The organism is Pararhizobium arenae (genome assembly GCF_001931685.1).
Lineage (GTDB): Bacteria > Pseudomonadota > Alphaproteobacteria > Rhizobiales > Rhizobiaceae > Pararhizobium > Pararhizobium arenae.
The window spans coordinates 95,312-118,982 of sequence record NZ_MOOY01000008.1 but is presented as its reverse complement, the minus strand read 5'-3'; the positions used below and the strand labels follow the sequence as shown (position 1 = coordinate 118,982).

The 23,671-nt window shown below is 60.3% G+C and carries 22 protein-coding genes; 7 read left to right on the top strand and 15 right to left on the bottom strand.

Annotation, left to right across the window (positions count from 1 at the left end; genetic code table 11):
* Positions 1-76 precede the first annotated feature (76 nt).
* Both BLX89_RS18265 and BLX89_RS18260 read left to right on the top strand, forming a co-directional pair.
* Complete coding sequence (locus BLX89_RS18265) at positions 77-1,684, top strand: LTA synthase family protein (protein WP_075292394.1); 1,608 nt, start codon at positions 77-79, stop codon at positions 1,682-1,684.
* Positions 1,671-2,969, top strand: coding sequence for a capsule biosynthesis protein (locus BLX89_RS18260; protein WP_075292393.1), 1,299 nt, complete (start codon positions 1,671-1,673; stop codon positions 2,967-2,969). Before BLX89_RS18265 ends, BLX89_RS18260 begins: the two co-directional genes overlap by 14 nt.
* Here BLX89_RS18260 and BLX89_RS18255 read toward each other — a convergent pair whose 3' ends face one another.
* The 14 genes from BLX89_RS18255 to BLX89_RS18190 form a co-directional block, all read right to left on the bottom strand.
* On the bottom strand, positions 2,970-3,674 hold the full coding sequence (locus BLX89_RS18255; RefSeq protein WP_075292392.1) for an acyltransferase: 705 nt from the start codon (positions 3,672-3,674) through the stop codon (positions 2,970-2,972).
* 121 nt (positions 3,675-3,795) lie between these two features.
* Positions 3,796-5,121, bottom strand: coding sequence for a KpsE/RkpR family capsule polysaccharide export protein (locus BLX89_RS18250; RefSeq protein WP_075292391.1), 1,326 nt, complete (start codon positions 5,119-5,121; stop codon positions 3,796-3,798).
* Positions 5,122-5,781 carry an ABC transporter ATP-binding protein gene (locus tag BLX89_RS18245; protein ID WP_075292390.1) on the bottom strand — a complete coding sequence of 220 codons (660 nt, stop codon included), beginning with the start codon at positions 5,779-5,781 and terminating at the stop codon, positions 5,122-5,124.
* Positions 5,778-6,548, bottom strand: a complete 771-nt coding sequence (locus BLX89_RS18240; RefSeq protein ID WP_075292389.1) for an ABC transporter permease — start codon at positions 6,546-6,548, stop codon at positions 5,778-5,780. Before BLX89_RS18240 ends, BLX89_RS18245 begins: the two co-directional genes overlap by 4 nt.
* 114 nt (positions 6,549-6,662) lie before the next feature.
* On the bottom strand, positions 6,663-7,910 hold the full coding sequence (locus BLX89_RS18235; protein ID WP_245292860.1) for a capsular polysaccharide export protein, LipB/KpsS family: 1,248 nt from the start codon (positions 7,908-7,910) through the stop codon (positions 6,663-6,665).
* A gap of 118 nt (positions 7,911-8,028) precedes the next feature.
* On the bottom strand, positions 8,029-9,039 hold the full coding sequence (locus tag BLX89_RS18230) for a KpsF/GutQ family sugar-phosphate isomerase (RefSeq protein WP_075292387.1): 1,011 nt from the start codon (positions 9,037-9,039) through the stop codon (positions 8,029-8,031).
* Between the two features lie 149 nt (positions 9,040-9,188).
* On the bottom strand, positions 9,189-9,647 hold the full coding sequence (locus tag BLX89_RS18225) for an RrF2 family transcriptional regulator (protein ID WP_075292386.1): 459 nt from the start codon (positions 9,645-9,647) through the stop codon (positions 9,189-9,191).
* A gap of 138 nt (positions 9,648-9,785) precedes the next feature.
* Positions 9,786-10,016 carry a hypothetical protein gene (locus BLX89_RS18220; RefSeq protein WP_075292385.1) on the bottom strand — a complete coding sequence of 77 codons (231 nt, stop codon included), beginning with the start codon at positions 10,014-10,016 and terminating at the stop codon, positions 9,786-9,788.
* A 502-nt stretch (positions 10,017-10,518) separates the two neighbouring features.
* Positions 10,519-13,047: a protein translocase subunit SecD gene (gene secD, locus BLX89_RS18215; RefSeq protein WP_075292384.1), complete on the bottom strand. Its 2,529-nt coding sequence runs from the start codon at positions 13,045-13,047 to the stop codon at positions 10,519-10,521.
* A 102-nt stretch (positions 13,048-13,149) separates the two neighbouring features.
* Positions 13,150-13,569 carry a hypothetical protein gene (locus tag BLX89_RS18210; RefSeq protein ID WP_083637658.1) on the bottom strand — a complete coding sequence of 140 codons (420 nt, stop codon included), beginning with the start codon at positions 13,567-13,569 and terminating at the stop codon, positions 13,150-13,152.
* 147 nt (positions 13,570-13,716) lie between these two features.
* Positions 13,717-15,327, bottom strand: a complete 1,611-nt coding sequence (locus tag BLX89_RS18205; RefSeq protein ID WP_075292383.1) for a 5-guanidino-2-oxopentanoate decarboxylase — start codon at positions 15,325-15,327, stop codon at positions 13,717-13,719.
* Positions 15,324-16,526: a pyridoxal phosphate-dependent aminotransferase gene (locus BLX89_RS18200; protein WP_075292382.1), complete on the bottom strand. Its 1,203-nt coding sequence runs from the start codon at positions 16,524-16,526 to the stop codon at positions 15,324-15,326. The genes BLX89_RS18205 and BLX89_RS18200 overlap by 4 nt, the downstream gene beginning before the upstream one ends.
* Positions 16,527-16,564: 38 nt before the next feature.
* Complete coding sequence (locus BLX89_RS18195; protein WP_075292381.1) at positions 16,565-17,203, bottom strand: TetR family transcriptional regulator C-terminal domain-containing protein; 639 nt, start codon at positions 17,201-17,203, stop codon at positions 16,565-16,567.
* Positions 17,200-18,078: a dimethylarginine dimethylaminohydrolase family protein gene (locus tag BLX89_RS18190; RefSeq protein WP_075292380.1), complete on the bottom strand. Its 879-nt coding sequence runs from the start codon at positions 18,076-18,078 to the stop codon at positions 17,200-17,202. The genes BLX89_RS18195 and BLX89_RS18190 overlap by 4 nt, the downstream gene beginning before the upstream one ends.
* Positions 18,079-18,289: 211 nt before the next feature.
* On the opposite strand from BLX89_RS18190, the gene BLX89_RS18185 reads away from it, so the two are divergent.
* From BLX89_RS18185 to BLX89_RS18165, 5 genes are all read left to right on the top strand, one after another.
* Complete coding sequence (locus tag BLX89_RS18185; protein ID WP_075292570.1) at positions 18,290-19,063, top strand: ABC transporter ATP-binding protein; 774 nt, start codon at positions 18,290-18,292, stop codon at positions 19,061-19,063.
* 31 nt (positions 19,064-19,094) lie between these two features.
* Positions 19,095-19,877: a transporter substrate-binding domain-containing protein gene (locus tag BLX89_RS18180; protein ID WP_075292379.1), complete on the top strand. Its 783-nt coding sequence runs from the start codon at positions 19,095-19,097 to the stop codon at positions 19,875-19,877.
* Between the two features lie 261 nt (positions 19,878-20,138).
* The gene (locus BLX89_RS18175) at positions 20,139-20,867 is read left to right on the top strand and encodes an ABC transporter permease (protein ID WP_075292378.1); all 729 of its coding nucleotides are present in this window, start codon (positions 20,139-20,141) and stop codon (positions 20,865-20,867) included.
* A complete protein-coding gene (locus tag BLX89_RS18170; RefSeq protein WP_083637655.1) occupies positions 20,864-21,700 on the top strand; it encodes an ABC transporter permease in 837 nt (278 codons plus the stop codon). Before BLX89_RS18175 ends, BLX89_RS18170 begins: the two co-directional genes overlap by 4 nt.
* A 1-nt stretch (position 21,701) precedes the next feature.
* On the top strand, positions 21,702-22,871 hold the full coding sequence (locus BLX89_RS18165) for a M20 aminoacylase family protein (RefSeq protein ID WP_075292377.1): 1,170 nt from the start codon (positions 21,702-21,704) through the stop codon (positions 22,869-22,871).
* Between the two features lie 131 nt (positions 22,872-23,002).
* Here BLX89_RS18165 and BLX89_RS18160 read toward each other — a convergent pair whose 3' ends face one another.
* A complete protein-coding gene (locus tag BLX89_RS18160; RefSeq protein ID WP_075292376.1) occupies positions 23,003-23,572 on the bottom strand; it encodes a transglutaminase-like cysteine peptidase in 570 nt (189 codons plus the stop codon).
* Positions 23,573-23,671: the final 99 nt, after the last annotated feature.

Sequence of the window (23,671 nt, the reverse complement as noted above, 5' to 3'; positions counted from 1 at the left end):
TCGAGATCGCGGCTTGTTTCTGCCGGTGATTGCTTTAAATCTCGCCCTTGCGCACGACGGGTAAGGCCGCGTTGCGATAGAACTGCTTCGAGGATACCGCTTGCTGACGACATTGCCGCATCTGCATGATCATCCGCTGGCGTTGACCCTCTTCTCCTATCTCTTCGCTTGCGCGGTCGTGTTTGCCACCGACAAATACGCTCTGCCGAAACGGCAGCGGCGCAGGCATTCGCTTCCTCGCAATCTCAGGCGCAGCATTGCCGATGTGATCGCCAGGCTACCGATCATCGCGCTGGTGTTCGCCGGCTTCTTTTCGATTTCTTGGCGCCCGCTTTATGCTGCCGCCGGAACGATCAGCTTCTTCGTGATCTTCAGTGGCATTTCCCGGGCCAAGTTCAAGTTCATCCGCGAACCTCTCGTGTTCTCGGACATCGCGCTGGTGGCGGATGTCTTCAAGTACAAGTCCATCTTCTATGCCAACTCGCTGAACATCGTTTTCTGGCTCGTTTCCTTCCTCTACGTGTTCGGCGCTTCGGCGCTCTACATGTATTTCGAGCCGCATCTGCTTCCGGCAGACAACCGGCTCTTTTGGATCGTCATCATGATCCTCGTTGCCGATCTGCCCTGGGTCCTCTTGTTCTATGGCCCGGTCAACAGGCCTGTTGCCAGGGTCGTCCAGCATCTGGTTGGCAAACCCAATGCCAAGGAAAGCACGCTTCGCTTCGGCACCTTTGCCTCGATCATCTTCCACTTCATCATCTGGCTCGGCCGCCAGCGGGAAAAAATCGTTGCGGAACTCTCTGAGCGTTTCCTTGCTGTCGTTCAGGATCTGATAGGTCATGACGAAGACAACAAGGCTCCGTTGATCGTTGTCTGGCAATCGGAATCCTTTATCGACATGCGCCACTGCGGGGTCGAGGGCCTGGAACTGCCGACCGTCGACAGGATGCGCACGCTCGCGGCCCAGTGGGGCCGGCTGGCAACCGTCTTCGAGGGTGGATACACGTTGCGCACAGAGTTCGCCGTCCTAAGTGGTCTGGAGCCGGACGATCTGCATGTCGATGCCAGCTATCCCTATCTGCGTGCCAGCCATTACACCAATATCGTCTGGCCGACCAAGTTGCTGAAGGCCGGCTGGAACACCCATTTCATCCATCCCTATGACCGAACCTTCTTCCTTCGGCACAAGGCGATGCCCCAACTCGGCTTCGAGAAGATGTCGATGCTCGACAGCTTCGACCACGATCCGCTTCGCGACGGCCCCTACGTGTCGGATTCAGCACTTGTGGACAAAGTGCGCGACATCATCGCCGAGCAGCCCGACGACGCAGGCAGCTTCCTTTTCGTTGCCACCATGGCCAATCACGGCCCCTGGGAGCCGGGCCGGGTCGAGGGCATGAGCGATCCTGTCGAAATCTATCTCGAAATCCTGCGGCAATCCGACAAGGCGCTCGGCGAACTGATCGATCACCTCGAATCCCTCGATCGCCCAGTCTGGCTGCTGTTTTACGGAGACCACGCGCCCCTGCTGAAATCCTTTGCCGATCCGTTCCCGGATCCCCGAACCGACTATTTCATCGTGCCGCTCGCGCAAGCGAGAACCGGCAACGAGGAACCGACCGAGTTCAGGGAAGACGAGCCGTGGAACCTGCTGAAGGCCCTGTTGCGCCATGCCGGCCTTTGACGCGAGCGCGGCAGCGGAGCGCTGCTTTCTCTTCCTGCAAGGCCCCTCTTCGCCCATCTTTGCCAAGATTGCCGACCATCTGAGGAAAAAGGGGTACACCTGCCTGCGCATCAACCTCAACGCCGGCGACCAGATTTTCTGGCGACGCAGCGGCGCCTATGCCTATCGCGGTAAAGGTGGAGAGCCGTGGCGCCAATACCTCGAACGATTCATCGTTACCCACCGCATCACCGATCTCGTTCTCCTGGGCGAAGAGCGGCCCTATCACCGGATTGCAGTAGACGTGGCCAAGGGCCATGGCATCGACATCGCCGTCGTCGAGATGGGATATCTGCGGCCGGACTGGCTGACGATCGAGCGCAACGGCATGTCCTCCAACTCTCACTTCCCGGCTGTGCCAGACGACATTCTGGAGGCCGCCAGCGGCTTGCCCGAACCGGATTGGAAGCGCCGCTACAGCCAGACGTTCCTAGCAGAAGCAGCCTACGATCTTCTCTACAATCTGCCCAATGTCTTTTTCTGGTTTCTGTATCCCCACTATCGGCGCCACGCCCTGTTTCATCCCTTGGCGGAATATGCCGGCTGGGTGCTTCGCCTTGCTGGCGGGAAGCGGCGAGCCCGGGCGGCCGACCTCGCCATCCGGACCTTGATCGCAGACGAAAAGCCATTCTTCGTCTATCCGCTTCAGCTGCAGACGGACTATCAACTGAGAGCGCATTCTCCCTACAACGACCAGCGAGAGGCAATTTCGGAGGTCCTTCGATCCTTCGCCAGCCATGCGCCTATGGATGCCAGACTGGCCATCAAGGTCCACCCGCTGGACAATGGTCTGATCGACTGGCAGGGTATGATATCCAGGCTCAGTCGGGAACTGGATGTTGGCGAACGGCTCGTTTATCTCGACGGTGGCAACCTCGATGCCATGCTGCTTGCCTGTCGCGGCGTCGTTACCGTCAATTCAACGGTCGGATTGAACGCCTTGCAGAAAGGCGTGCCGGTCAAGGTTCTCGGGGCGGCGATTTTCGATGTTCCCCGTCTCAGCGACCAGGCACCCCTCGATGCCTTCTGGAGCACGCCGATGCCGCCCGAACTCAGAGTGCGGGACGCGTTCTTCCGGTTGGTCGCCTCCGCGATCCAGGTTCGCGGGAACTTCTACTCCTCGGCGGGAACGGATGCCGGAGCTGAGGCGATCGCCGCCCGTCTCGATAGCCGTCTGCTGAACGAGCCAAACGGTTTCGTCACTCCCAAACCGCGGACACGACCGGAAAAACGTAGCGATCGGTAATCACAATTCTTCCGGGGGCTTGCGCCAGGAATCGAGCCATTCGCGGGTATAGCGCTGTTTCCTTCCACGATCCCAAGTAACGCCGCGACGAATGATCTTCGCGGGCGTGCCGCCGATCACGACATTGCCTTCCTCGAAGACCTTGTTGACGAAGGATTTCGCGCCGACGACACTGTCGTCGGCAATGACCGTTCCCTTGCTGATCACGGCGCCGACGCCGACCCACACGTGATCGCCGATCGTGACGGAGGCTGCGGGATTGAGTCGAACGCGCTTCTTGTTGTCGATCAAAGCATGGGCGTCACTTGTTCGTACTTCGATATCACGGGAGAACATGCAATGTCGCCCGATGGTTATATCTTTGTTTTCCATGCACAAAAGATAGACCGAAACGAAGGTGGTCCTGTCGCCGATGGTGACCGTCTGCTTGTTGCCCTTGACCAGAATCTCGCCGGCCAACCGGCAATTCTTGCCGATGATTACCCGGTTTCCATTGCCCTGCACGGTGATATGGCCCGTGAAGCGCGAGGAGCGATCCATCTCCACCAGATTGTCCGTACCCCGCAGCCGGACGGTCGCAACCATATTGCGAGGTGCAACAACCTTGTTGGCCTTGCCCCAATCGAGAACGACACCCAAAGGCCGCAGCAAGCGCACACGGGGAAGCGAGCGCAGACGATTCCATAGTCTTGAAAGGAAATTCATTCTCGAACTCATGGGCGCCGCAAGCTTGAAAGGCGCCCAACACAGATCCAATACCCCGACCGGTCGGCGGCAAGGAAGGCACACAGCCTTTCGCGCCGCCACCAGCAACCATCACCGAGGATCAGTTGCGGTCGCGAATGTTGTAGTAACCCATCACAAAGACGGCCCAGGCGAAAAGCAAGCCGAGCGTCACGATGAAGGAGTTGAGGAGCCGGCTCGGATATTGGGCGAGCTCAGACAGCGTCGGCTCGATAAAGGTTGCGAGATACCGCTGCTTGCTGCTGGCATCCATGCGCGCCTTTTCAAGGCTTGCCAGGGAAGCACCGTAGGCGCGTTCCGCAAACTCCCGTTCGGTTTCAAGGGATTCGTATTTCTGTATACGGCCCGCGACATCCGAAGAGGCGCCCTCCGTGCCGCTCGCATCACCACTGCCCAATCGCTGCCGCTCGGTTGCCAGCTGCTGCTCAAGGCTCTCGATCCGTGCTTTCAGCACGCGCATACGCGGCGTATCGTCCCCCATCTGGGTTCTTGCTGTCGCGAGATCGGAATTGAGCTTGACGAGTTCAGCTTCGAGACCGCCGACGATCTGTAGCGCCAGCTTGGCGCCTTCGACCGGATCGACTTCCTGCGACTGATCGCGGTAGGCGCGCAAAGCCACGCGCGCTTCGGCAAGCCGCTTCTCAGAAAGCTCCACCTCCTCACGCGACGCGCGAAGCACGCCTTCGCGCGCGTCAGAGGACAGGTTGTTGACGAGCTCATCGCTTTTCTGGATCACGAATTTGGCGATTTCCTGCGACTGCACGGGATCGAAAGCGCGAACTTCCAGCTCCATGATGCCGGACGCATGGTCGAAGTTGACCCGGACCATGTTGCGCCAATAGGCAAGCTTGTCCTCAAGTGCTTCTCCACCCCACAGGCCATAGAAATAATCGAGGCCGCGCACGGCAAAAATACTATCAAGATCGAACTTTTGTTCGACCTCAGCCAGCATTTTGGAGCTGCGGATATAGTCGATCAGGATGTAGCTGTCCGATGTCGTGTTGCCGGACGATGCCTGGGTGAAGAGGCCCATCAGATCACCGCCGCTGGCGGCATCGATGCTTCTGACAGCGAAGGACGCCGAACTGTGATACTGGTCGGCTGCGACAAAGATCATGTAGAAGGTCGACAGCGAGGCAGGAATGGCCACGCCTGCGATAAAGCTGCCGACGATCACGGCATGTCGCATGCGCAGTTTGCGCAACTTCTTGAGCAATCCGGCGGGCTTTTCCGGAGCCTTCGTTGCAGGCTTCAACTTGTTGCGCCCCGGGTTGAGCGGCGTGACAACGCGCTCCTCGGGGCTCAGCAGTCCTTCGAGAAGATCGACGCTCTTCGGCTTTGCGGGCTCCCCGGCCTTGGCAGCTTCCTGTTTGACGCCACTGCGGCCGATGTTCTTGATGACTGCCATTTAAGAACCCTTCATATTGTTCTTATGCGCTTTTATCGCATCTTGAACATCGTCGTAATAGGTTAATTTCCCGCCTTCCAATACGACGCCGCAATCGCAATAGTCGAGAATGGTCGATGTGCTGTGCGAAACCATGATCACGTCGGAACTCTGAAGTCGGGTCCGAAACACCTCTTGGCATTTCTTCTTGAAGTTTGAGTCGCCAACCGCCGTGATCTCGTCCACGAGATAATAGTCGAAGTTGACACCCATACTCAAGCCAAACGCCAGACGTGCCTTCATGCCGGACGAATAGCTGCTGACCGGAGCCTGGAAGAACGGACCGAGCTCGGCGAAGTCCTGAACGTAATCAATCAGCTGACGAGTATCCACGCCATAAATGCGCGCGACGAAACGAACATTCTGTTCGCCCGTCATCGATCCTTGAAAACTGCCCTGGAAGCCAAGCGGCCAGGAGACCCTGCCCTGGCGGATAATACGACCGCTATCAAGGCGAATGGTTCCGGCAATCAGGCGCAGCAGGGTGGACTTGCCCGCACCGTTGCGACCGAGCAGGCCGACGCTGCGCCCGCGCTGGAGCACCAGCGAAGCCTCGTTCAGAATGGGTTTCTTGATACCCCTTGTGCGTGCGAATTTTGTCGCCTGCTCTAGCCGGATCATTCATTTCTCAACAGGGAGGAGGAAAAGGTAAACAATGTCATCCCTAAAAAGAGTGTCAAAAATGCGAAATTGTAGAGATAGACCGGATCAAGCCCGGCTGCGCGGTAACCATCATAGAAACCGGTTCGAAACAGCATTGTAACATGCACAAGCGGATTTAACAGCACGATGTCCCGATAGGGCAGCGGTATGGCGTCCGGTAGAAAGAACACGCCGGAGATCAGGAACATCGGTCGGTTGACGATCGTGAAGAGCTGCTCGTAGAGCGGATACTTCAAAAACATGACATTGTTGATGAGGGCGATGCCGAGGCCGAGTATGCTCGCGACCGTGGCTGCTTCGAGGATCGGCGCCCAGTGCAAGGTCGGCGGCACCCGCATGTACGCAAGTATGACGCCGAGCACGATGCAAGCAACCAGCGCGGTCGTCAGCGATTGAAGGATGGCGCGGGCCGCAACAGCATCGAAGGGTGCCACGTTCGGGTAGCTCAGCAGGGTACGGTTCGACTTTACTGCTCCATTCACATAACTCACCATCGCCTGATAAAACTGGAAACCGAGATAGCCGGTCGCGAAGAACAGCGGAAAATTCGTACCCAGAGCTGGAGCCCGCGCAATGGCCTGGAACAGCAGCGTCATGAGGATGATGTGCGCCGCCGGATCGAGCAAAGCCCAGACGTAGCCCCCCGGCTTGCTGCCGAAGCGGGCTTCCATCTCGCGAATGAGAAGCGCTCCAACCACACGATAATGGGTTACGAAGGGATTCAAAATACAGGCATCCTTATGGCTTGATCGCTTTCGCCGGCGAGACAGCGAACCGAACGGCAAGCTTCTATCAGTTTACCCCGGCCTCCAAAAGCCGCGCAACGGGCGATGTACCGTCTATGCGCCGAACGGGTAGATAATGCGGCCAATCAAGCGATATTTTCTCTGGGGCAACTCACGGAAGAATTCGATCGGGTTCTGCCGGAATGTCTCCGCGTCAATCGGGTGACCTATGCTCGCGACGATCGGGGCAATGAACGGGGTTAACAGATGGCGCCAGCCCAGAATTCCGTAAGGTCCGATAGGCTGCCATGCCACTTTCCCCGCGGATTTCCGCGACGGCTCGCGGGGTTTCGCCAACCGCGCGTGAATCGCGTGCACGGTTTCCTCAAATGAGCGAGCCGCACCGGTCGCCGGATCGAAATAGCGCGGGTAGAGCAGATAGGCTGCGGCGAACAATGCTTCAACCGACAGTTTTCGCGCCCGCCGGGGCGTCGGCTGGCGATCGTCCGTCAGTCCCCAGCCTGCATAAAACGGCGCACCTCGGACGGTTACTTTCAGTCCGCGGAGCACAGCCTCGAACCCTGCCAGCGACGTTATCGTGTAGACGTGATCGACGCTCTCGAAGGCCTTGGCCATCGTCAGAGGCGCATCAATGATCGTGCACAGATGCGCGACATCGGCAGGTCGAGATTGCGCCAGCCTCACGCCGTTCAGGACATCGGGATGGGGTTTGTAGATAATCTGCGCGCCGGGGTTTTCCTGCGCTGCAAGCCGGACCAGATCATTGTTTGTAAACGGTTGATCACAGCCGAGCTTGATGGAGGCATCGTCCTCGACCTGCCCGACCACGAGCACCCGTTTTCCTCTCTTCTCGCCGTAAAGAGCGTGAACATCGGAACGTCCGTCGGTGTTATATTTGCTGATTCCCGTGTCGAGCAGAAGGCGGATACCATTTCGGGCACGTTCCATCAGCCCGGGATCTCCCTCGAAATCGTAAGACGACAAAAGCACTTCCATATCCGATGGGTTGCGGCTGTCGAAATAAAGCGCGCCGCTATCCAATGTCAGAGACAGAGGCGGCGTCCGAGTGGCGTTGGGCTCCAGGGAGCGCAGGAAACCATCTTCGACCAGAAAAAGCGGAATGCCGTTTTCCCGTGCGAAAGCGCGCAGACCCTCCGGCAATCCCAGGTTCCAGACGAAAATTTCGGGCGTCTCCTCGGCCCGGATCAGCGGCATCCATATCTTGCGAAATGCATGTTCAGAAACATACATCGGTACGAACGTAAATTTTCTGTCCGGAAAATAACGTTCGAAAATCGGCCGTTTCCATCCCTGGAAATGAAACGCGAAGGTCGGTTTCAATTTTGCCGTCCCGGATGCCGTCACTGTATCGTTTTCTGCGAAGCTCTCAGCGCTTGATATCTGCAAGATGCCCTCTGAACCGAAAGCAGGCGCCCGCGACCTTGCCGGACGGCCTGTGTCAGATCACGCCGGCCCGCAGCAGATCGTGAATGTGCAGGATACCGCACGCCGTACCATTCTCATCCACCAGGAAAAGCACGGTCACCTTCTGGGCCTGCATCATCTCCATGGCGGCGCTGGCGAGCAGGTTACCACGAATCACGCGCGGATGGTGCGACATGACTGCATCCACGGTCTGCAGCAAAAGCTCCTTGGACATATGACGGCGAAGGTCGCCATCGGTGATGACCCCGGCGAGCTTGCCCTCGGCATCGCAGATGCCGACGACCCCAAAACCTTTGGCGGACATCTGGATGACGGCATCGCCCATCTTGCTGCCAAGCGGCAGCAACGGCACGGCCTCTCCCACATGGGCAAGTTCCTGCGCGAGAAGAAGCTGCGCGCCGAGCTTGCCACCCGGATGAAAGGTTTTGAAATCCTGCGCCGAAAACCCGCGACGCTCCAGAAGCGCTATGGCAAGCGCATCGCCGACCGCGAGCTGCAGCAGCGCCGAAGTGGTCGGCGCAAGGCCGTGCGGGCAAGCTTCCTGAACCTTTGGCAGGGTGATCGCCGCATCCGAGTTGCGGGCGAGCAGACTTTCCGCATTCGAGGTGATGGAGACGACAGCAACATTGAAACGCTTGGCATAGGCCAGCATCGGCCCGAGTTCCACCGTTTCGCCCGACCATGACAGCAGGATCAGCACGTCATCCGAGGTCACCATACCAAGATCGCCATGGCTGGCTTCCGTCGGATGGACGAAGTAGGCCGAGGTGCCGGTCGATGCCATGGTTGCCGCAATCTTGCGGCCGATATGACCACTTTTGCCCACACCGGACACGACAACGCGGCCGCGGCGCTCGCCGATCAGCGAGACCGCATCGACGAAACTGCGCGCGAAGGCCTTGTCGGCCTGAAAGCGCGCTGCCAGTGCGTTTACGCCGTCAACGGTCGCCGACATCGTCCGCGAAACGGACTCGAGCACCGCCGTCTGCTGGGGAGAATAGGTATCAACTTGCCTGAGGCCCATTACATGGCTCCGATTACTGTCGCCCACCCGTTATACCGAGAACGTGGTTGTGACAAATCAAAATGCCGGCCGCGGTATTGTGAAGCGGGCAGTGCATTTCCAGATTATCTGCCTGATTTGCGGCGAGGCGAGACCCTCACCTACAGATGTCAGCCCGCCTGTTTTACCACAGGCTCCTCGGCGAACGGAAGGCTGCCGCTGCGACAGAAATCCTCAAGCGTCATCGTATCCAGGATATCGGCGATCGCATCACGTACGAGCGTCATGGACCGGCGCACTTCGCAGGTCTCCGGGTCGTTGCAGTCATCGCACACTTCATAGGCCGTGCGGCTGGCACAGCGGATCGGCGCAAGCGGGCCGTCAAGCGTGCGGATGACCTGACCAATCCTGATTTCGGACGCAGGCTTCGACAAGGAATAGCCACCACCCGGACCCTTCTTGGAGCGCAGGATGCCCGCATTGCGGAGCTCGAGGAGGATGGTATCCAGAAATTTCTTCGGAATGTTGTTGCGGGTTGCAATCTCGGTGATGAATGCAGTCTCGCCCGGATGGAGGTTGGCCAGATCGACCAGAGCCTTCAACCCGTATTTGCCCTTTTTCGTCAGCATCGGAGTTCACTCTTTTCGCGGGCATGACGCACATGCAGCCCGCTCACGCGCATATTTTCCCTAGGCATAGCATAGAACAACCATGCCAATATACAGATTTAGTAAAAAGAGTGGGCGAAACTGCGTCGAATGAGACGTTTATGCCGCAACAAATCGATTTGCGGCACCAGCAACGTAATCCTGGTTTGCCGAAAGCCTGTTGCCTGCAACGAGCTGGCGCACGGCGGCACGAGCCTCATCCGCCGAACCGAACCGCCGCGAATCGAGATCCCAGACATGATACTTGACCGCGACAAACTTCAGATAATCAGCTTCCGGGACAACAACCCCAACGGCCTCGCCGGCAAACTCGATGACTTGCTTGTTCATGACAAACGCTCCCTCCACGCCTGCGCGCGGATCAATTCAAATCGTGCAAAAATTCAAGAAAGGTCTTGTGTCTCGATCACATTCGCCAAGGAGCGCGAATGCAAAGGACTTTCGTTGCGCGACAATAGGAACGCATACCGAAGAGGGTAGCGTGGTTTTTTGTAACAGTCATGACACCCTCCTTCGATGTTGTGATCGCCGGACATGATCGGCGATCCCTGGGTTACTCCGCGACCAGCCATCTGCTGCGGATGATGGAAAACTATAATAATCCACCAATTTAGTCAATTTAAAACGGATGAAACGAGAAAATAATTCTCTTAATTCTGACTCTGGCGTCTTCTGAGGTAAAATCTCTTCTCGTTTGCCGCGAACACAGAATTTGCATCTACAAATCGCCTATGTTCGTCACCGCTTTCCAAACGATATAGGCGCGTCATGCGACAAAAAAAGGGCGGCCCATCGCGAGCCGCCCTTTTTGTTTTGGTATCCGTACCGGCCGTCAGCCCTTGACGACTTCCGTCCCCGGTGCGCGGGCGCCCTCGCGATCCTTCCACCAGCGGCTGAGAAACAGCAGGATTGGGCCGCCGATATAGATCGAAGACGTGGTCGCGACGATAACGCCGAAGACCATCGGCCAAGCGAAAGGCTTGACCGGATCGCCCCCCCAGATCGCCATCGGCACCAGCGAAGCCAGAATGGCGACCGAAGTGAAGATGCATCGCATGATCACTTGGTTGATCGATAGATCGATCAGTTCGGAGAACGGCATCGTCTTGTACTTGCGCAGGTTTTCACGCATGCGGTCGTAAACGACGACCTTGTCGTTGACCGAGTAACCGATCAGCGTCAACACGGCTGCGATAGCCGTCAGGTTGAAGTCGATGCCTGTCAGCGCGAAGAAGCCAATCATCTTGGTAATATCGAGAATCAGGGTCACAATGGCGCCCACTGCGAAGTGCCATTCGAACCGCCACCAGATGTAGATCAGGATGGCAAGCATGGCGAGACCGACAGCGAGGAAGCCGGAGCGGGCAAGCTCGGCACTGATCGTGGGGCCAACGACTTCCGTGCGCTCGAAGGCGGCATCCGGAATGACTTCGGCGACAGCCGCCTTAATGGCGTTGAGCGCGACGGTCTGCTGCTCTTCGCCGCCCTCCTGACGCTGAACACGAACGAGGACGGACTTGCCCTGATCGAAGTCCTGTAGCGCGACTTCGCCAAGGTTCAGCCCTTCGAGTTTCTCGCGGATCTCCGCCATCTGCAGTGGCTGCTTCGAAGTCGCTTCAACCTGGATACCGCCGACGAAATCGATGCCGTAGTTTAGGCCCGGATAGAAGAACAGCACGACGGAGCTGATCGACAGGAAGGCCGACATGCCGATGGCGACGAAGCGACCGCGCATGAAGGAGAAGCTCGGGATGCTCGGAACCTTGCCGAAGATCGAATGAATTTCGATCTTCTTGAGTTTCTGGCGGATCACCAGTTCGTGCATCATCGCGCGTACGACGGTGATCGAGGTGAACATCGAGATGATGATACCGATCATCATGGTGATGGCGAAGCCGCGCACCGGACCCGTGCCGAACATGAACAGCAGGATGGTGCCGACCAGCGTCGTGACGTTACCATCGACGATCGTGGCAAAGGCCTTGCCGAATCCGACATCGAGCGCCTTCATGGCCCCTGCGCCGGCGGCGGTTTCTTCTCGAATACGGGCATTGATCAGGATGTTCGCATCCACCGCCATACCGATCCCGAGAATGATACCGGCGATACCGGGCAAGGTGAGCGTCGAGCCGAGCATGGCCAGGATCGCGACGGTCAGGATGGTGTGGAGGATAAGGCCGAGGATCGCGATGACGCCCCAGGTGGTGTAGAGCGCCAGCATCATCACGCAGACGGCGATGAAGCCGGCAAGACCGGTGTAGATACCCATACGGATCGAGTCGGAACCGAGGTTCGGGCCGACGGAGCGCTCTTCGATGATCGTGAGAGGCGCCGGCAGCGCACCGGAGCGCAGAAGTGCTGAGAGAACCGTTGCTTCCTGGGCGGTGAAGTTGCCGCTGATCTGGCCCTGGCCACCGACGATCGGCTCGCGGATGACCGGTGCTGTCAGCACCTTGCCGTCGAGCACGATGGCGAACGGACGGCCGACATTGTCACGGGTGATTTCCGCGAACTGGCGGGCACCCTGCGTATCGAAGGTGAAGGAAACGATCGGCTCATTGGTCTGCTGGTTGAAACCAGCCTTGGCATCGGCCAGACGCTCGCCGGAAATGGCGATGCGGCTTTCGACCGGATAGCGGTTGCCGTCGTTTGCACCCGGCAGAATATCGACGCCGCGCGGCGCCGGCTGGGTCACATCGACCGTCTGGTCGAGCATGTGGAAGCTCATCTGCGCGGTGGAGCCGAGCAGCTGGCGCAGGCGGGTCGGATCCTGAAGGCCCGGCAGCTGTACGAGGATGCGGTCGGAGCCGACGCGCTGGATGAGCGGTTCGGCGACGCCGACCTGGTCGACGCGGCGACGAATGATTTCGAGGCTCTGGTCGACGGCAGCCGTCATGCGTTCGGTAAGACCGGCTTCCGTCTGGTTGACGGTGATCGTGTCATCGGCGGTCGTAACCTCGATATCGGCGCTTGCCGTACCGAAGCCGAGAGCGCCGGCGGGAACCGCGAGTTCCTGAATCTTGGGCAGAACCTTGTCGCGATCGGCCTGATCCGGGATCTTGACCTGAATCGTATCGCCGGCGATGCGGGCGGACGAGACCGGAACGCGCTCGGCGCGCAGGACGCCGCGGATATCATCCAGCAGCGTGTTGAGGCGCGCTCTGCGGAGCCCAGCGGCATCGACCTCAAGGACAAGGTGCGAACCGCCGCGCAGGTCGAGGCCGAGCGTGACCGGCGGAACCGGCAGGAAAGCGGAGTAACGCTCGCGCGTTTCGGGCGACAATACGTTTGGGAGCACCGCGATGATACCGAAGATGGTAATCGCGATATAGGCCAAGGCGGCCCATTTCGAAGTGCGCATGATTTGTTTCCATCAATGCCTGCCCTCCCGAAAACCGGGATGCAGGATGCTATCTGTACAGGAATAAAGGCGACAGGTGCCGCAAGGGCTCAAAGCCCGATATCAGGCGGCAAGCGGCGGACCGCGGGCCTGCATGGACCGGCCCGCAATGCCAAGGCCGGCAGCTTTGAAGACGCTGACGTCAGCCATGCCGCCATAGGCTGGAACGGCAAGATCGACGGACGTCGGCAGAAGGAACGGATCAGGGCCGCCGGGCGTACCCTTGAAATCACCGCGATCGGCGGTGAAGCGCAGGTCGGCGGCGGGAAGAGAGCGGGCAATGTGGCGCGACAGCAGGGTCTCGGAAGACCCGGTATCGGACGACGAGAAGTTCCCGGCGTTTTGCTGCGCGACGAGGCGCGAGGACAGAATCTGGGCCGAGGCGACGAATTGCATGGCAAAGGCGGCGAACAGAATCCACAGCAGGGCAAAGAGCCTGCCCTTCTGCCTGCGTTCCGAAATCTCGCCTTCAAAGTCCGCCAAGGACCGTCCTTCCGGTTAACGCGCCGATTCAACGGGCGCGCGAGCGCCTTAAGAACCATCGACAGAGCATAAAGTCAAACCTTACCATGTTTGGGCATGGGCTGGGAGCCCGGCGCTCCACCGTCCCCTCTCCCCGCCTGCGGCCTCTCACGCCGTGACACCTGCCGTGCGCGTCTGGTGAATCTCGATTAACGACGGGCCCTGGCGTCCCTTGGCTTCCGTCAGGGCCAGTTGCAGTTCGGAAATCGTCTTCAGCCGGATGGCCGGCACACCATAAGCCTGCGCCGTCAGCAGGAAATCGGGTGCCGAAGGCTTCACACCTTCCGGGGTGATGCCGTTGTCGACCATGAAGTTTTCGATCTCCTGATACCCGTCATTGTTCCAGACGAGGAAGATGACATGAGCGGCAGCATCGACCGCAGAGCCGAGTTCGGCCAGAGAAAACTGGATGCCGCCATCGCCGACGAGGCAGACAACGGGTTTATCCGGCACCGCAACCGCCGCCCCGACCGCTGCCGGTGGCGCATAACCGAGCGCGCCGAAGCCGGTGGCCGAATTGAACCACGAGCGGGCGCGAGGCGCGTCGCAATAGAGGTTTCCGGCATAAACGGCCTGAGTGGAATCGCCGATAATCGCGCAATCCGGCAGGGCGCGGTAGATCGCGTCGACCACGCCGATCTCCGCACGCATCTTGGGGGTCAGCTCTGCGAGCGCCGCCTTGCGGGTCGCTTCTGCACGTTCCTTGCCCCTGGCAGCCGGGTTGCCGGTGAGGAAGGCGAGAATGCCGGCCGTCGCCGCCTTGGCGCCGGAGAGAATCGAGAGCGTCGCATGCTGGCCGCGGGCAAGCTGCGCCGGGTCGATATCCGTGCGGATAAGGTTTCCGAGGATCGGGAAGCCGCCGTCGGCATACATGTCATAGTCGGTCTGGCCCATTTCCGTGCCAAGCGCCAGAACCAGATCCGCATCCGAAACCAGCGCACGAACCGCCTTGAGGCTGGGGCTTGCGGGGACCCGGAGCGGATGGCCTGCCATCATGCCACGGGCATTGACCGTCATGACAACCGGCGCACCGATGCGTTCGGCAAGCGTTCGGATTTCCTCCTCGGCCGTGATCGCGCCGCCACCGCACAGGATGACGGGGCGCTGTGCGGCACTGCAGAGGATCGCCGCCTTCTGCAGGGTTTCGGCGTCGGCGCGCGGACGGGTTGCCGTCGCCTTGCGCAGCACGGGATCAGGGATGCGGGCGGTCATCACATCCGTCGGGATTTCGATGTGCACAGGCCCCGGCCGCCCGGACGTCAGGACCGCGAAGGCGCGCTCGACGACGGAGGCGAGATCGGCTGGGTTGAGCAACGTCTGGGAATAGAGCGCCAGCGTCTTGATCATGCCGTGCTGATCGGGAAGCTCATGCAGCAGGCCGCGGCCGTGGCCGAGGGAATCGCGGCGGTTGACGCCGGAGATGACCAGCATCGGGATCGAATCCTGCCGTGCCTGCGCCATTGCCGTGATGGTGTTGGTAAGGCCCGGCCCGGTGATGACCAGCGCCACGCCCGGCTTGCCGCTGACGCGGGCATAACCATCGGCCATGAAGCCGGCGCCCTGCTCGTGACGAGGCGTGATATGGCGGATTTTCGAGGCGGCGAGGCCGCGGTAAAGCTCGACCGTATGAACGCCGGGAATGCCGAACACGACTTCCACACCATTGGCTTCGAGCAGATCCACCAGAACCTCGCCGACCGTCTTCATTGCTTCCGTCATGCACGGCGCTCCTTCAGAAAACCTTGTCCATTGGAAAGCCGTGCGGCGAGCCGAGTGATGCGGCGGCAGGCTTCGTCGATCTTGTCTTCCGGCACTGTCAGGCTGACGCGCACATAATCTGCGGCCTGATCGCCGAAGGACGAGCCGGGCATGACCGCCACGCTCTCCTCCTCCAGCAGCCGAAGGGCAAAGTCTGCACCGCGCAATCCGGTTCCCGAGACATCGAGCAGAATGAACATGCCCGCTTCCGGCGGCAGCGGCGTGACGCCGGGTGCCTGATCCAATGCCTTCACAATCAATGCCGCGCGGCTGCGATAGGAGGCCCGCATCGCAGCCGACGTGCCGATTTCATGGGTCAGCGCATAGGCCGTCATGTCGGCGATGAAGGGTTGGACGCCAAAGAGCATGGTTTCGGACACTGGCAGCAGCCGGTTCGCAAATTCCGCAGGACCGATGGCCCAGCCGCTGCGGAAACCCGGCGCGGCATGGGATTTCGAGATCGAGGAGACGACAATGGTGCGCTCGGCCAGTTCCGGCATATCGAAGGGCGAGGCGAACTCGCCGGCAAAGATCAGCTCTTCATAGACCTCGTCCGAGACGATCCAGAGATCGTGCTTGCGGCAGACCTCGCCGATCGCCCTGATTTCCGCCTTGGTCAGCACGGCGCCCGTCGGATTGTGCGGCGTGTTGAGGAGCAGCACCCGGCACTCCGGGGTGATCGCCTTTTCGAGATCGACGGCCTGCATATGAAACCCGTGCTCGGCCTTCAGCGGCACGAGAACCTGATGGGCACCGGTGGAGCGGATGACGCCTTCATAGGTGGCATAGAGGGGATCGCCGACGAGCACGGCGTCGCCGGCTTCCGCCAGACCAAGCATGACGGCAAACAGCGCCGTCTGGGTGCCGGGGAAGCACAGCACGTTTTCCGTTGTCACATCAGCGCGGCGCTTGGCGTAGCGCGCGGCAAGAGCCTTCACGACAGCCGGCTCGCCGCGACCATTGGAATAGCGATAACGGCCGGCATTCATCGCCCGCTGCGCCTCGGCCAGCAGCGAAGGGTCCGGCGGCAGGTCCGGCTCGCCGATGGTCAACTCGATGATATCGGCACCGCTTGCCTTCAACTGGCGGGCGCGGATGTGCAGCGCCCATTTGCCGGAGCCGAGATCGGCGAGGCGATCGGTGATCGATGAATAACGCATGGAGTTCTCCTACCCTTCCCCCTGCCGGCACTGAGCGGCTAAGAGGCGTCTGTATTCTGTTCAAGCGGGCCAAGCGGCAGGCCGAGCAGGGCTTCGGCCGAAGCAAGCGCAATGGACACAAGTTCGGTTTCCTCAAAGAGCTCGCCGGCAAGGCAGCCTTCCAGCCAGAGGCCGTCGATCATGCCGTTGATGGCGATCGCCAACCGCCGGCATTCTGCTTCCCCATGGGGCTTGCCTTCCGCCGCCAGAAGATCGGCAATCAGGCCCTGCAGGTCGTTGCGAAAGCCGAGATAGCCTTCGCGGTGAATGGCCGCCAGCTCCGGATCGACCCGCACCTGGCTGATGAAGGACGCCCAAAGCGAGAGGCTCCGGCCATTGGCGACCGGCGCCGTGAGGTTGCGCGAGATGAAGCCGCGAAGCCTTGCCCGCGCATCTCCATCGACCTCGATCGCCTTGACAGCAAAGGTTGACAGCACCAGCCGATAGGCATCGGCGACCATCTGGTCCTTCGAATCGAAATAATGGCGCACCAAACCGGCTGTCACGCCGGCCTTGAGCGCAATCTGCCGCACCGTCGCGCCTTTCAGGCCGAACTCGGCGATGCTGTCGAGGGTGGCCTCGATCAGCTCCTGCCGGCGTTCGCCCTCCGGGGCGCGATGGAACGTGCGTCGTGTCATGCGGCGCGGCGCAGAACGGGACGCGTCAGGCAGGTCGGGCCACCCTCGCAGGCGATGCAGAGCGCATCGGCCTCGAAGGTGGTGACGATGCAACCGGCGGCCTCCATCGCAGCCTTGGTCTTTGGGAAACCCTCGACCATGATCACGTCCTTCGGGCGAACCGGCAGGACGTTGAGGCTGAGACCGTTGCTGGCATGGAACTCATCGGCCGGCGCCTCAATCATGGTGATGCCCCATTCCTTGAGGAGCAGGTACAATGAAGCCGGCAGTAGCGGCGCAAAAACCAGCGCCAGATCGGCCGAAAGCGGGCTGATGACCGACATCAGGTGCAGGCAGGCCTCTTCACCATGCCAGAGCGGCAGGTCATAGCCGAGCACGGTGATGCCGTGCGGTTCCAGAATTTCCGAAAGCTGGGCGATGCCTTCCTCATTGGTGCGCACGCCGCGACCGACAATCAGCGTCTCGGCGTCGAGCCAAATGCAATCGCCGCCTTCGACCGTGCCCGGCGAGGTGATCTTGCCGAGGATCGGGATGCCAGCCTTTTTGTAAGCGGCCTCGTGCAGCGCCGGCTCCTTTTCGCGCAGCGGCTTGCCCATGCGCAGGATGATCGCCCCCTTGTCGGTCATCAGCGAGGGGTCATGGGTGAACATCGCATCCGCAAGGCCGTCGCCCTTGTCTTCCAGCCAGAGGATTTCGGCACCGGACTTCTCGATGTAGTTTGCGAACTCGGTATACTGACGTACGGCCTTCTCGCCATTGAAGGTCGGGCCATAATGCCACTCGGCGGCATTGGCGCCCGCAAGGCTCGCACCCGGCCGGCGCATCAGAACACGCTTGAGATTGGCCGACATTTCCTGCGAACCATAAGCCGTCATCGTCTACTCCTGTTGGAAAATTGATCAGTGGAGGGCATCGCCAAAAAAAGCGGCGATGGCGTTATTATACGGTTGAATAATTTCCGCACAAGTGCCACGATGCATTCATGGAACAGCGTGACAGGCAAAAATGCCGCACGAAAAAGAAAACCAGGGGAACTGTTTTCATGCCTCCAATTCCGACGTCTCCCGTGACGGAGACAGCCTTTTCATGACCGGAGAAGCCCAGGCGATTGCAGTGACTGATCTGCACAAACGTTTCGGGCCCCTGGAGGTTCTGAAAGGTGTCTCGCTGACGGCAAGTCAGGGTGACGTGATCGCCATAATCGGCGGCTCAGGCTCCGGCAAATCGACCCTCCTGCGCTGTATCAACATGCTGGAACTGCCCTCGGCAGGCTCCGTTTCGATCCATGGCGAGACCATCGCCATGAAGAAGGATGGGCGCGGCGGGCTGATGCCATCCAACCGCAAGCAGGTGGAGCGGCTGCGCGCCCAGCTCGGCATGGTGTTCCAAAGCTTCAATCTCTGGCAGCACATGACCATCCTGCAGAATGTCATCGAGGCGCCGGTGCATGTACTCGGGCGGCCGAAGGACGAGGCGATCGCCACCGCCGAAACGCTTCTGCGCCGCGTCGGGCTTTACGAAAAGCGCGACGCCTATCCGGCTTTCCTTTCCGGCGGCCAGCAGCAGCGGGCCGCCATTGCCCGCGCGCTTGCCATCCAGCCGCTGGTCATGCTCTTCGACGAGCCGACCTCGGCGCTCGATCCCGAGCTTGTCGGCGAAGTTCTCTCCGTTATCCGCGATATCGCCAGCGAAAAGCGCACCATGATCCTCGTCACCCACGAGATGAAGTTTGCGCGCGAGGTTTCCAACCACATCGTTTTCCTGTCGCAGGGAAAAATCGAGGAACAGGGGTCGCCGGACCAGATTTTCGGCGATCCCAGATCCGAGCGCCTGAAGCGCTTCATCAGCTCCATCCACTGAATGCTCAACGACCAAAAACAAGGGGTACAGCATGCATAAGACATTGAAAGTGATCGCGCTGGCAGCGGCCATCGGTATCTCCGGCGGCATCGCCGCGCAGGCCGAGCAGATCAAGGTCGGCTTTGCCGCCGAGCCTTATCCGCCGTTCACCTCGCCGGATGCCTCCGGCAACTGGGAAGGCTGGGAAGTGGAATTCCAGAAGGCCATCTGCGCCGAGGCCAAGCTCGACTGTGTGATCACCCCCGTTGCATGGGACGGCATCATTCCGGCCCTGACGTCGAAGAAGATCGATATCATTATCGGCTCCATGTCGATCACCGAAGAGCGTCTGAAGACGATCGATTTCTCCGACAAATATTACAACACCCCGACCGGCGTCATCGGTCCAAAGGGCGTTGCCTTCGAAGCCACGCCGGAAGGCCTTTCCGGCAAGACGATCGGCGTTCAGGTTTCGACCGTGCATCAGGACTACGCCAACAAGTATTTCGGTGAAAACGGCGCGACGGTGAAGGAATACCAGACGCAGGATGAAGCCAACCAGGATCTCGCCGCCGGCCGCCTCGATGCGGTTCAGGCCGATGCGATCGCGCTCGACGCCTTCCTGAAGAGCGATCAGGGCAAGGAATGCTGCGAGCTGAAAGGCAACGTCAAGGATGACCCGGCCATCCTCGGTGCCGGCGTCGGCATCGGTATTCGCAAGGGTGAGGACGAACTGAAGGGCAAGCTCAACGCCGCCATCAAGGCAATCCGCGAGAACGGCACCTATGACACGTTCTCGAAGGCGTATTTCGACTTCAACATCTACGGCGAGTGATGATTCCTGAGGGGTCGTAATGCCCCTCATCCGCCCTGTCGGGCACCTTCTCCCCGCGCGCGGGGAGAAGGGATATGCCGCAGTTCTCGTACCTATCATCCGTAATGACGGAATTGGCGGCAAACGCGATCGTCCCCTCTCCCCGCCTGCGGGGAGAGGGCTAGGGTGAGGGGCAAAGCCACACGGCAAAAAAACTCACCAGGAATGAAATGCCATAAACACGGTGCGGACGTTCCGCCCGCCCCCTGACCAGAGGAACCGATGGCCGATCCAGCCCCTTTCATCAACTGGAGCCTGCTTGCGCTTTCCCCGCCCGGCTGGGGTGGCGTGCTGCTGTCGGGCCTTTTCAATTCGATCCAGATCGCCGTCGGCGGCTATTCGCTCGGGCTGCTGCTCGGCGTCGGCGGTGCTTTCGGAAAGCTCTACGGCGGGCCGATCCTCAAGGATCTGCTCGAATGCTACACGACCATCGTGCGCGCGGTGCCGGAACTGGTGCTGATCCTGCTGCTCTATTATGCTGGCACAGACCTCATCAATCAGGCACTTGGCCTTGTCGGTCTTCCCTCCGTCGATATCAGCGGACTTGCCGCCGGCATATTCGTGATCGGCGTCGTTCAGGGCGCCTACTCGACCGAGGTTTTGCGCGGCGCGATCAAGGCGGTGCCGGCCGGCCAGATCGAGGCCGCGCGGGCCTTCGGCATGTCGCCTGTGAAGGTCATGGGCCGCATCACCCTGCCCGCCATGCTGCCTTATGCCATTCCCGGCCTGTCAAATCTCTGGCTGATCGCGACGAAGGACACCGCCCTTCTCGCCGTGGTCGGCTTCTCGGAGTTGACGCTCGTTACCCGGCAAGCGGCGGGGTCGACCAAGGCCTACCTGCTCTTCTTCCTTGCTGCCGGCGCGCTTTACCTTGCCTTGACGCTCGTCTCGAACGTTTTCATCGGCATCATCGAACGCCGCGCCCGGCGCGGACTGGTGAAGGCCGCATGACGATCCCCCCGCCAGACGAAACCACCCACGCCATGGCGTTTACGCCGGAAGACCTGCCGACAGCGGCAAGCTTCTTCCAGCCGCATCGCATCCTGTTGATGATCATCTTTGCCGGAATCGTGCTTTCGGCCGCGTGGTTCATGCGCTGGGACTGGCTGCCACAATATCTGCCGAAGCTCGGCTGGGGTATCGTCGTCACGCTTGCCATGCTGTTCAGCACCGCGTTTCTCGGCTTTCTCTTCGCCGTGCCGCTCGGGCTGGTGCAGGTCACCGGTCCCTGGCCGCTGAAGCTGCTGGCAAGCGGCTTCTGCACTGTCATCCGGGGCACGCCGCTGCTGCTTCAACTCTGGCTGCTCTATTACGGCCTCGGCTCGCTCTTCCCGCAGTTCCCCGAGATCCGCAACTCGTTCCTCTGGCCTTACTTGCGCGAATCCTGGCCCTATGGCGTCGCGGCGCTCACCATATCCTTCGCGGCTTACGAGGGCGAAGTCATGCGCGGCGCCTTTGCCGGCGTGCCGGCGGGAGAGCTGGAGGCCGGCCGCGCCTTCGGCATGAGCCGCTGGACGGTCTTTCGCCACATCTGGCTGCCGCGCGCCATACACCGGGCGCTGCCGACGCTGAACGGCGAGACCGTGCTGCAGCTGAAATCCACCCCGCTCGTCGCGACCATCACCGTCATCGACGTCTATGCCGTGATCTCCAAGGTGCGACAGGACACCTACCTCACCTATGAACCGCTGCTGCTGCTCGCGCTGATCTACATGTGCCTGACAGGAATCCTCGTCATCCTCTTCCGCAAGCTTGAAAATCGCATACCAACCCGTGGTGCCTGACATGACAATGAACGTGAACCTGACCAACGCCATGCCGGAACTTGTCGCCATCCGGCACGACCTGCATGCCCATCCCGAACTCGGGCTTTCGGAGTTCCGCACCTCCGAATTTCTCGTCGGCAAGCTCAAGGCGCTGGGCTACACGGTCACCACAGGCTTCGCCAAAACCGGCCTCGTTGCCACACTGAAGAACGGCACCAGCAAACGTTCGATCGGCATACGGGCGGATATCGACGCGCTGCCGATCCAGGAGGAAACCGGGCTTGAGTATGCCTCGAAGACACCCGGCCTCATGCACGCCTGCGGCCATGATGGCCATACGACCATGCTGCTGGGCGCCGCGCGCGCCATTGCCGAACGCCGGAATTTCGACGGCACCGTGCATCTGATCTTCCAGCCGGCCGAAGAGAACTTTGGCGGCGCCAAGCTGATGATGGATGACGGGCTGTTCGACCAATTTCCCTGCGATGCCGTCTTTGCGCTTCACAACGAACCCGGCCTGCCCTTCGGCCAATTCGCGCTGCGCGAGGGCCCGATCATGGCGGCAGTCGACGAGGCCCGCATCACCGTGCACGGCCTCGGCGGTCATGGCGCCGAACCGCAGGAAACGGCGGACCCGATTGTCTGCGGCGCCTCGATCGTCATGGCACTGCAGTCCATCGTCTCGCGTAACATCCATCCGATGGACCCGAGCGTCGTCACGGTCGGTTCGTTCCACAGCGGCTCGGCCAGCAACATCATTCCCGAACGCGCCGAGATCGTCGTCGGCATCCGCTCCTTCGATCCGAAAGTACGTGACGAACTGGAGCGACGCATCCGCCTGATTGCCGAGAACCAGGCGACAAGTTTCGGCATGACGGCGACGGTGGATTATCTGCGCAGCTACAACGCGACGATCAACCACAAGGCGGAAACCGATTTCGTGCGTGATCTCGCAATCCGGTTTGCCGGTGCTGAAAACGTCGTCGATCTTGAGCGCCCGTTCATGGGCAGCGAGGATTTCGCCTATATGCTCGATGGCCGCCCCGGCACCTATTTCTTCCTCGGCGCGCGCGTCACCGGCGAGGAAAAATCGCTTCATCACCCCGGCTACAACTTCAACGACGACCTGCTTCCGATCGGCGCCGCCTTCTGGACGGAACTCGCCGAGGCCTATCTGAAGCCCGCATAAAAAAAGCCGCAGGAAGGGACATTCCTGCGGCAAGTCGGGACAGTTCAGGCAAAATCGTGCCGAGGCAAGGTTGCCTCAAGGCGGTTTTGAAGGCGCGTCGCTTGTGCGAGGCGGCCGATGTCTCGGTAGTCTTATTCGAAGAAGCTGACGGCTTCGATCGAGGCGAAGCTGTAGCCGCTGTCGTGACGCTTCACAATGTCGGACGTGTGATGGTCGAGGACCATCTCGCCATGGGACGTTGCGACGATCAGGACCGAGTGACGACGACCGACCGGATTGATCACGGTTGCAAGCTTCATGGCGTTGCCGGGAACACCGACCCGGATTAACAACCGGCGCTTCATCATCGCGTGATCCTCGCCGCCGGCCGACAGCGCCGTCAGCGACAGGAATTCGCGACGGGCGCGGATATCCGGCATGTCACGGTTGACCGCGCGGTTTACGGAAGCAAGCTTGGTGCGCAGCTTGCTGGTATAGGCAACCTTGCGGGCACGCTCAGTGCCGCAGGCATCCGCATATTCCAGGCAAAAGAGCTGGCGCGAGAAGGCGGCGCGCTCGCTGAGGCCGGCTGCAGCCGTCTGAACCGGAAGGGAGGACGCGACCGAACGGGCGGCCGAAGAAATGGTCATGGCCTCTGCCGGAGCGGCAGCTGCGAGGCCTAGGGCGATCGCGGCAGCAATCGAGAAAACTTTGTTCAACATGATACTGTCCCTGTTTTCCTGACGTCTCGTCCCTGTCCCGGGTGGCGTCGGATTTTTTTGGTGTCGAGTTCATCTCGACAGAGGAAGAGCATCATGCCT

What these genes read in the sequence shown, in the direction of transcription:
- BLX89_RS18260 (WP_075292393.1), top strand. Translation starts at nt 1,671, where the DNA reads ATGCCGGCCTTTGACGCGAGCGCGGCAGCGGAGCGCTGCTTTCTCTTC.
- BLX89_RS18255 (WP_075292392.1), bottom strand. Translation starts at nt 3,674, where the DNA reads ATGAATTTCCTTTCAAGACTATGGAATCGTCTGCGCTCGCTTCCCCGT.
- BLX89_RS18250 (WP_075292391.1), bottom strand. Translation starts at nt 5,121, where the DNA reads ATGGCAGTCATCAAGAACATCGGCCGCAGTGGCGTCAAACAGGAAGCT.
- BLX89_RS18245 (WP_075292390.1), bottom strand. Translation starts at nt 5,781, where the DNA reads ATGATCCGGCTAGAGCAGGCGACAAAATTCGCACGCACAAGGGGTATC.
- BLX89_RS18230 (WP_075292387.1), bottom strand. Translation starts at nt 9,039, where the DNA reads ATGGGCCTCAGGCAAGTTGATACCTATTCTCCCCAGCAGACGGCGGTG.
- BLX89_RS18225 (WP_075292386.1), bottom strand. Translation starts at nt 9,647, where the DNA reads ATGCTGACGAAAAAGGGCAAATACGGGTTGAAGGCTCTGGTCGATCTG.
- BLX89_RS18220 (WP_075292385.1), bottom strand. Translation starts at nt 10,016, where the DNA reads ATGAACAAGCAAGTCATCGAGTTTGCCGGCGAGGCCGTTGGGGTTGTT.
- secD (WP_075292384.1), bottom strand. Translation starts at nt 13,047, where the DNA reads ATGCGCACTTCGAAATGGGCCGCCTTGGCCTATATCGCGATTACCATC.
- BLX89_RS18205 (WP_075292383.1), bottom strand. Translation starts at nt 15,327, where the DNA reads ATGACGGAAGCAATGAAGACGGTCGGCGAGGTTCTGGTGGATCTGCTC.
- BLX89_RS18200 (WP_075292382.1), bottom strand. Translation starts at nt 16,526, where the DNA reads ATGCGTTATTCATCGATCACCGATCGCCTCGCCGATCTCGGCTCCGGC.
- BLX89_RS18195 (WP_075292381.1), bottom strand. Translation starts at nt 17,203, where the DNA reads ATGACACGACGCACGTTCCATCGCGCCCCGGAGGGCGAACGCCGGCAG.
- BLX89_RS18190 (WP_075292380.1), bottom strand. Translation starts at nt 18,078, where the DNA reads ATGACGGCTTATGGTTCGCAGGAAATGTCGGCCAATCTCAAGCGTGTT.
- BLX89_RS18185 (WP_075292570.1), top strand. Translation starts at nt 18,290, where the DNA reads ATGACCGGAGAAGCCCAGGCGATTGCAGTGACTGATCTGCACAAACGT.
- BLX89_RS18180 (WP_075292379.1), top strand. Translation starts at nt 19,095, where the DNA reads ATGCATAAGACATTGAAAGTGATCGCGCTGGCAGCGGCCATCGGTATC.
- BLX89_RS18175 (WP_075292378.1), top strand. Translation starts at nt 20,139, where the DNA reads ATGGCCGATCCAGCCCCTTTCATCAACTGGAGCCTGCTTGCGCTTTCC.
- BLX89_RS18170 (WP_083637655.1), top strand. Translation starts at nt 20,864, where the DNA reads ATGACGATCCCCCCGCCAGACGAAACCACCCACGCCATGGCGTTTACG.
- BLX89_RS18165 (WP_075292377.1), top strand. Translation starts at nt 21,702, where the DNA reads ATGACAATGAACGTGAACCTGACCAACGCCATGCCGGAACTTGTCGCC.
- BLX89_RS18160 (WP_075292376.1), bottom strand. Translation starts at nt 23,572, where the DNA reads ATGTTGAACAAAGTTTTCTCGATTGCTGCCGCGATCGCCCTAGGCCTC.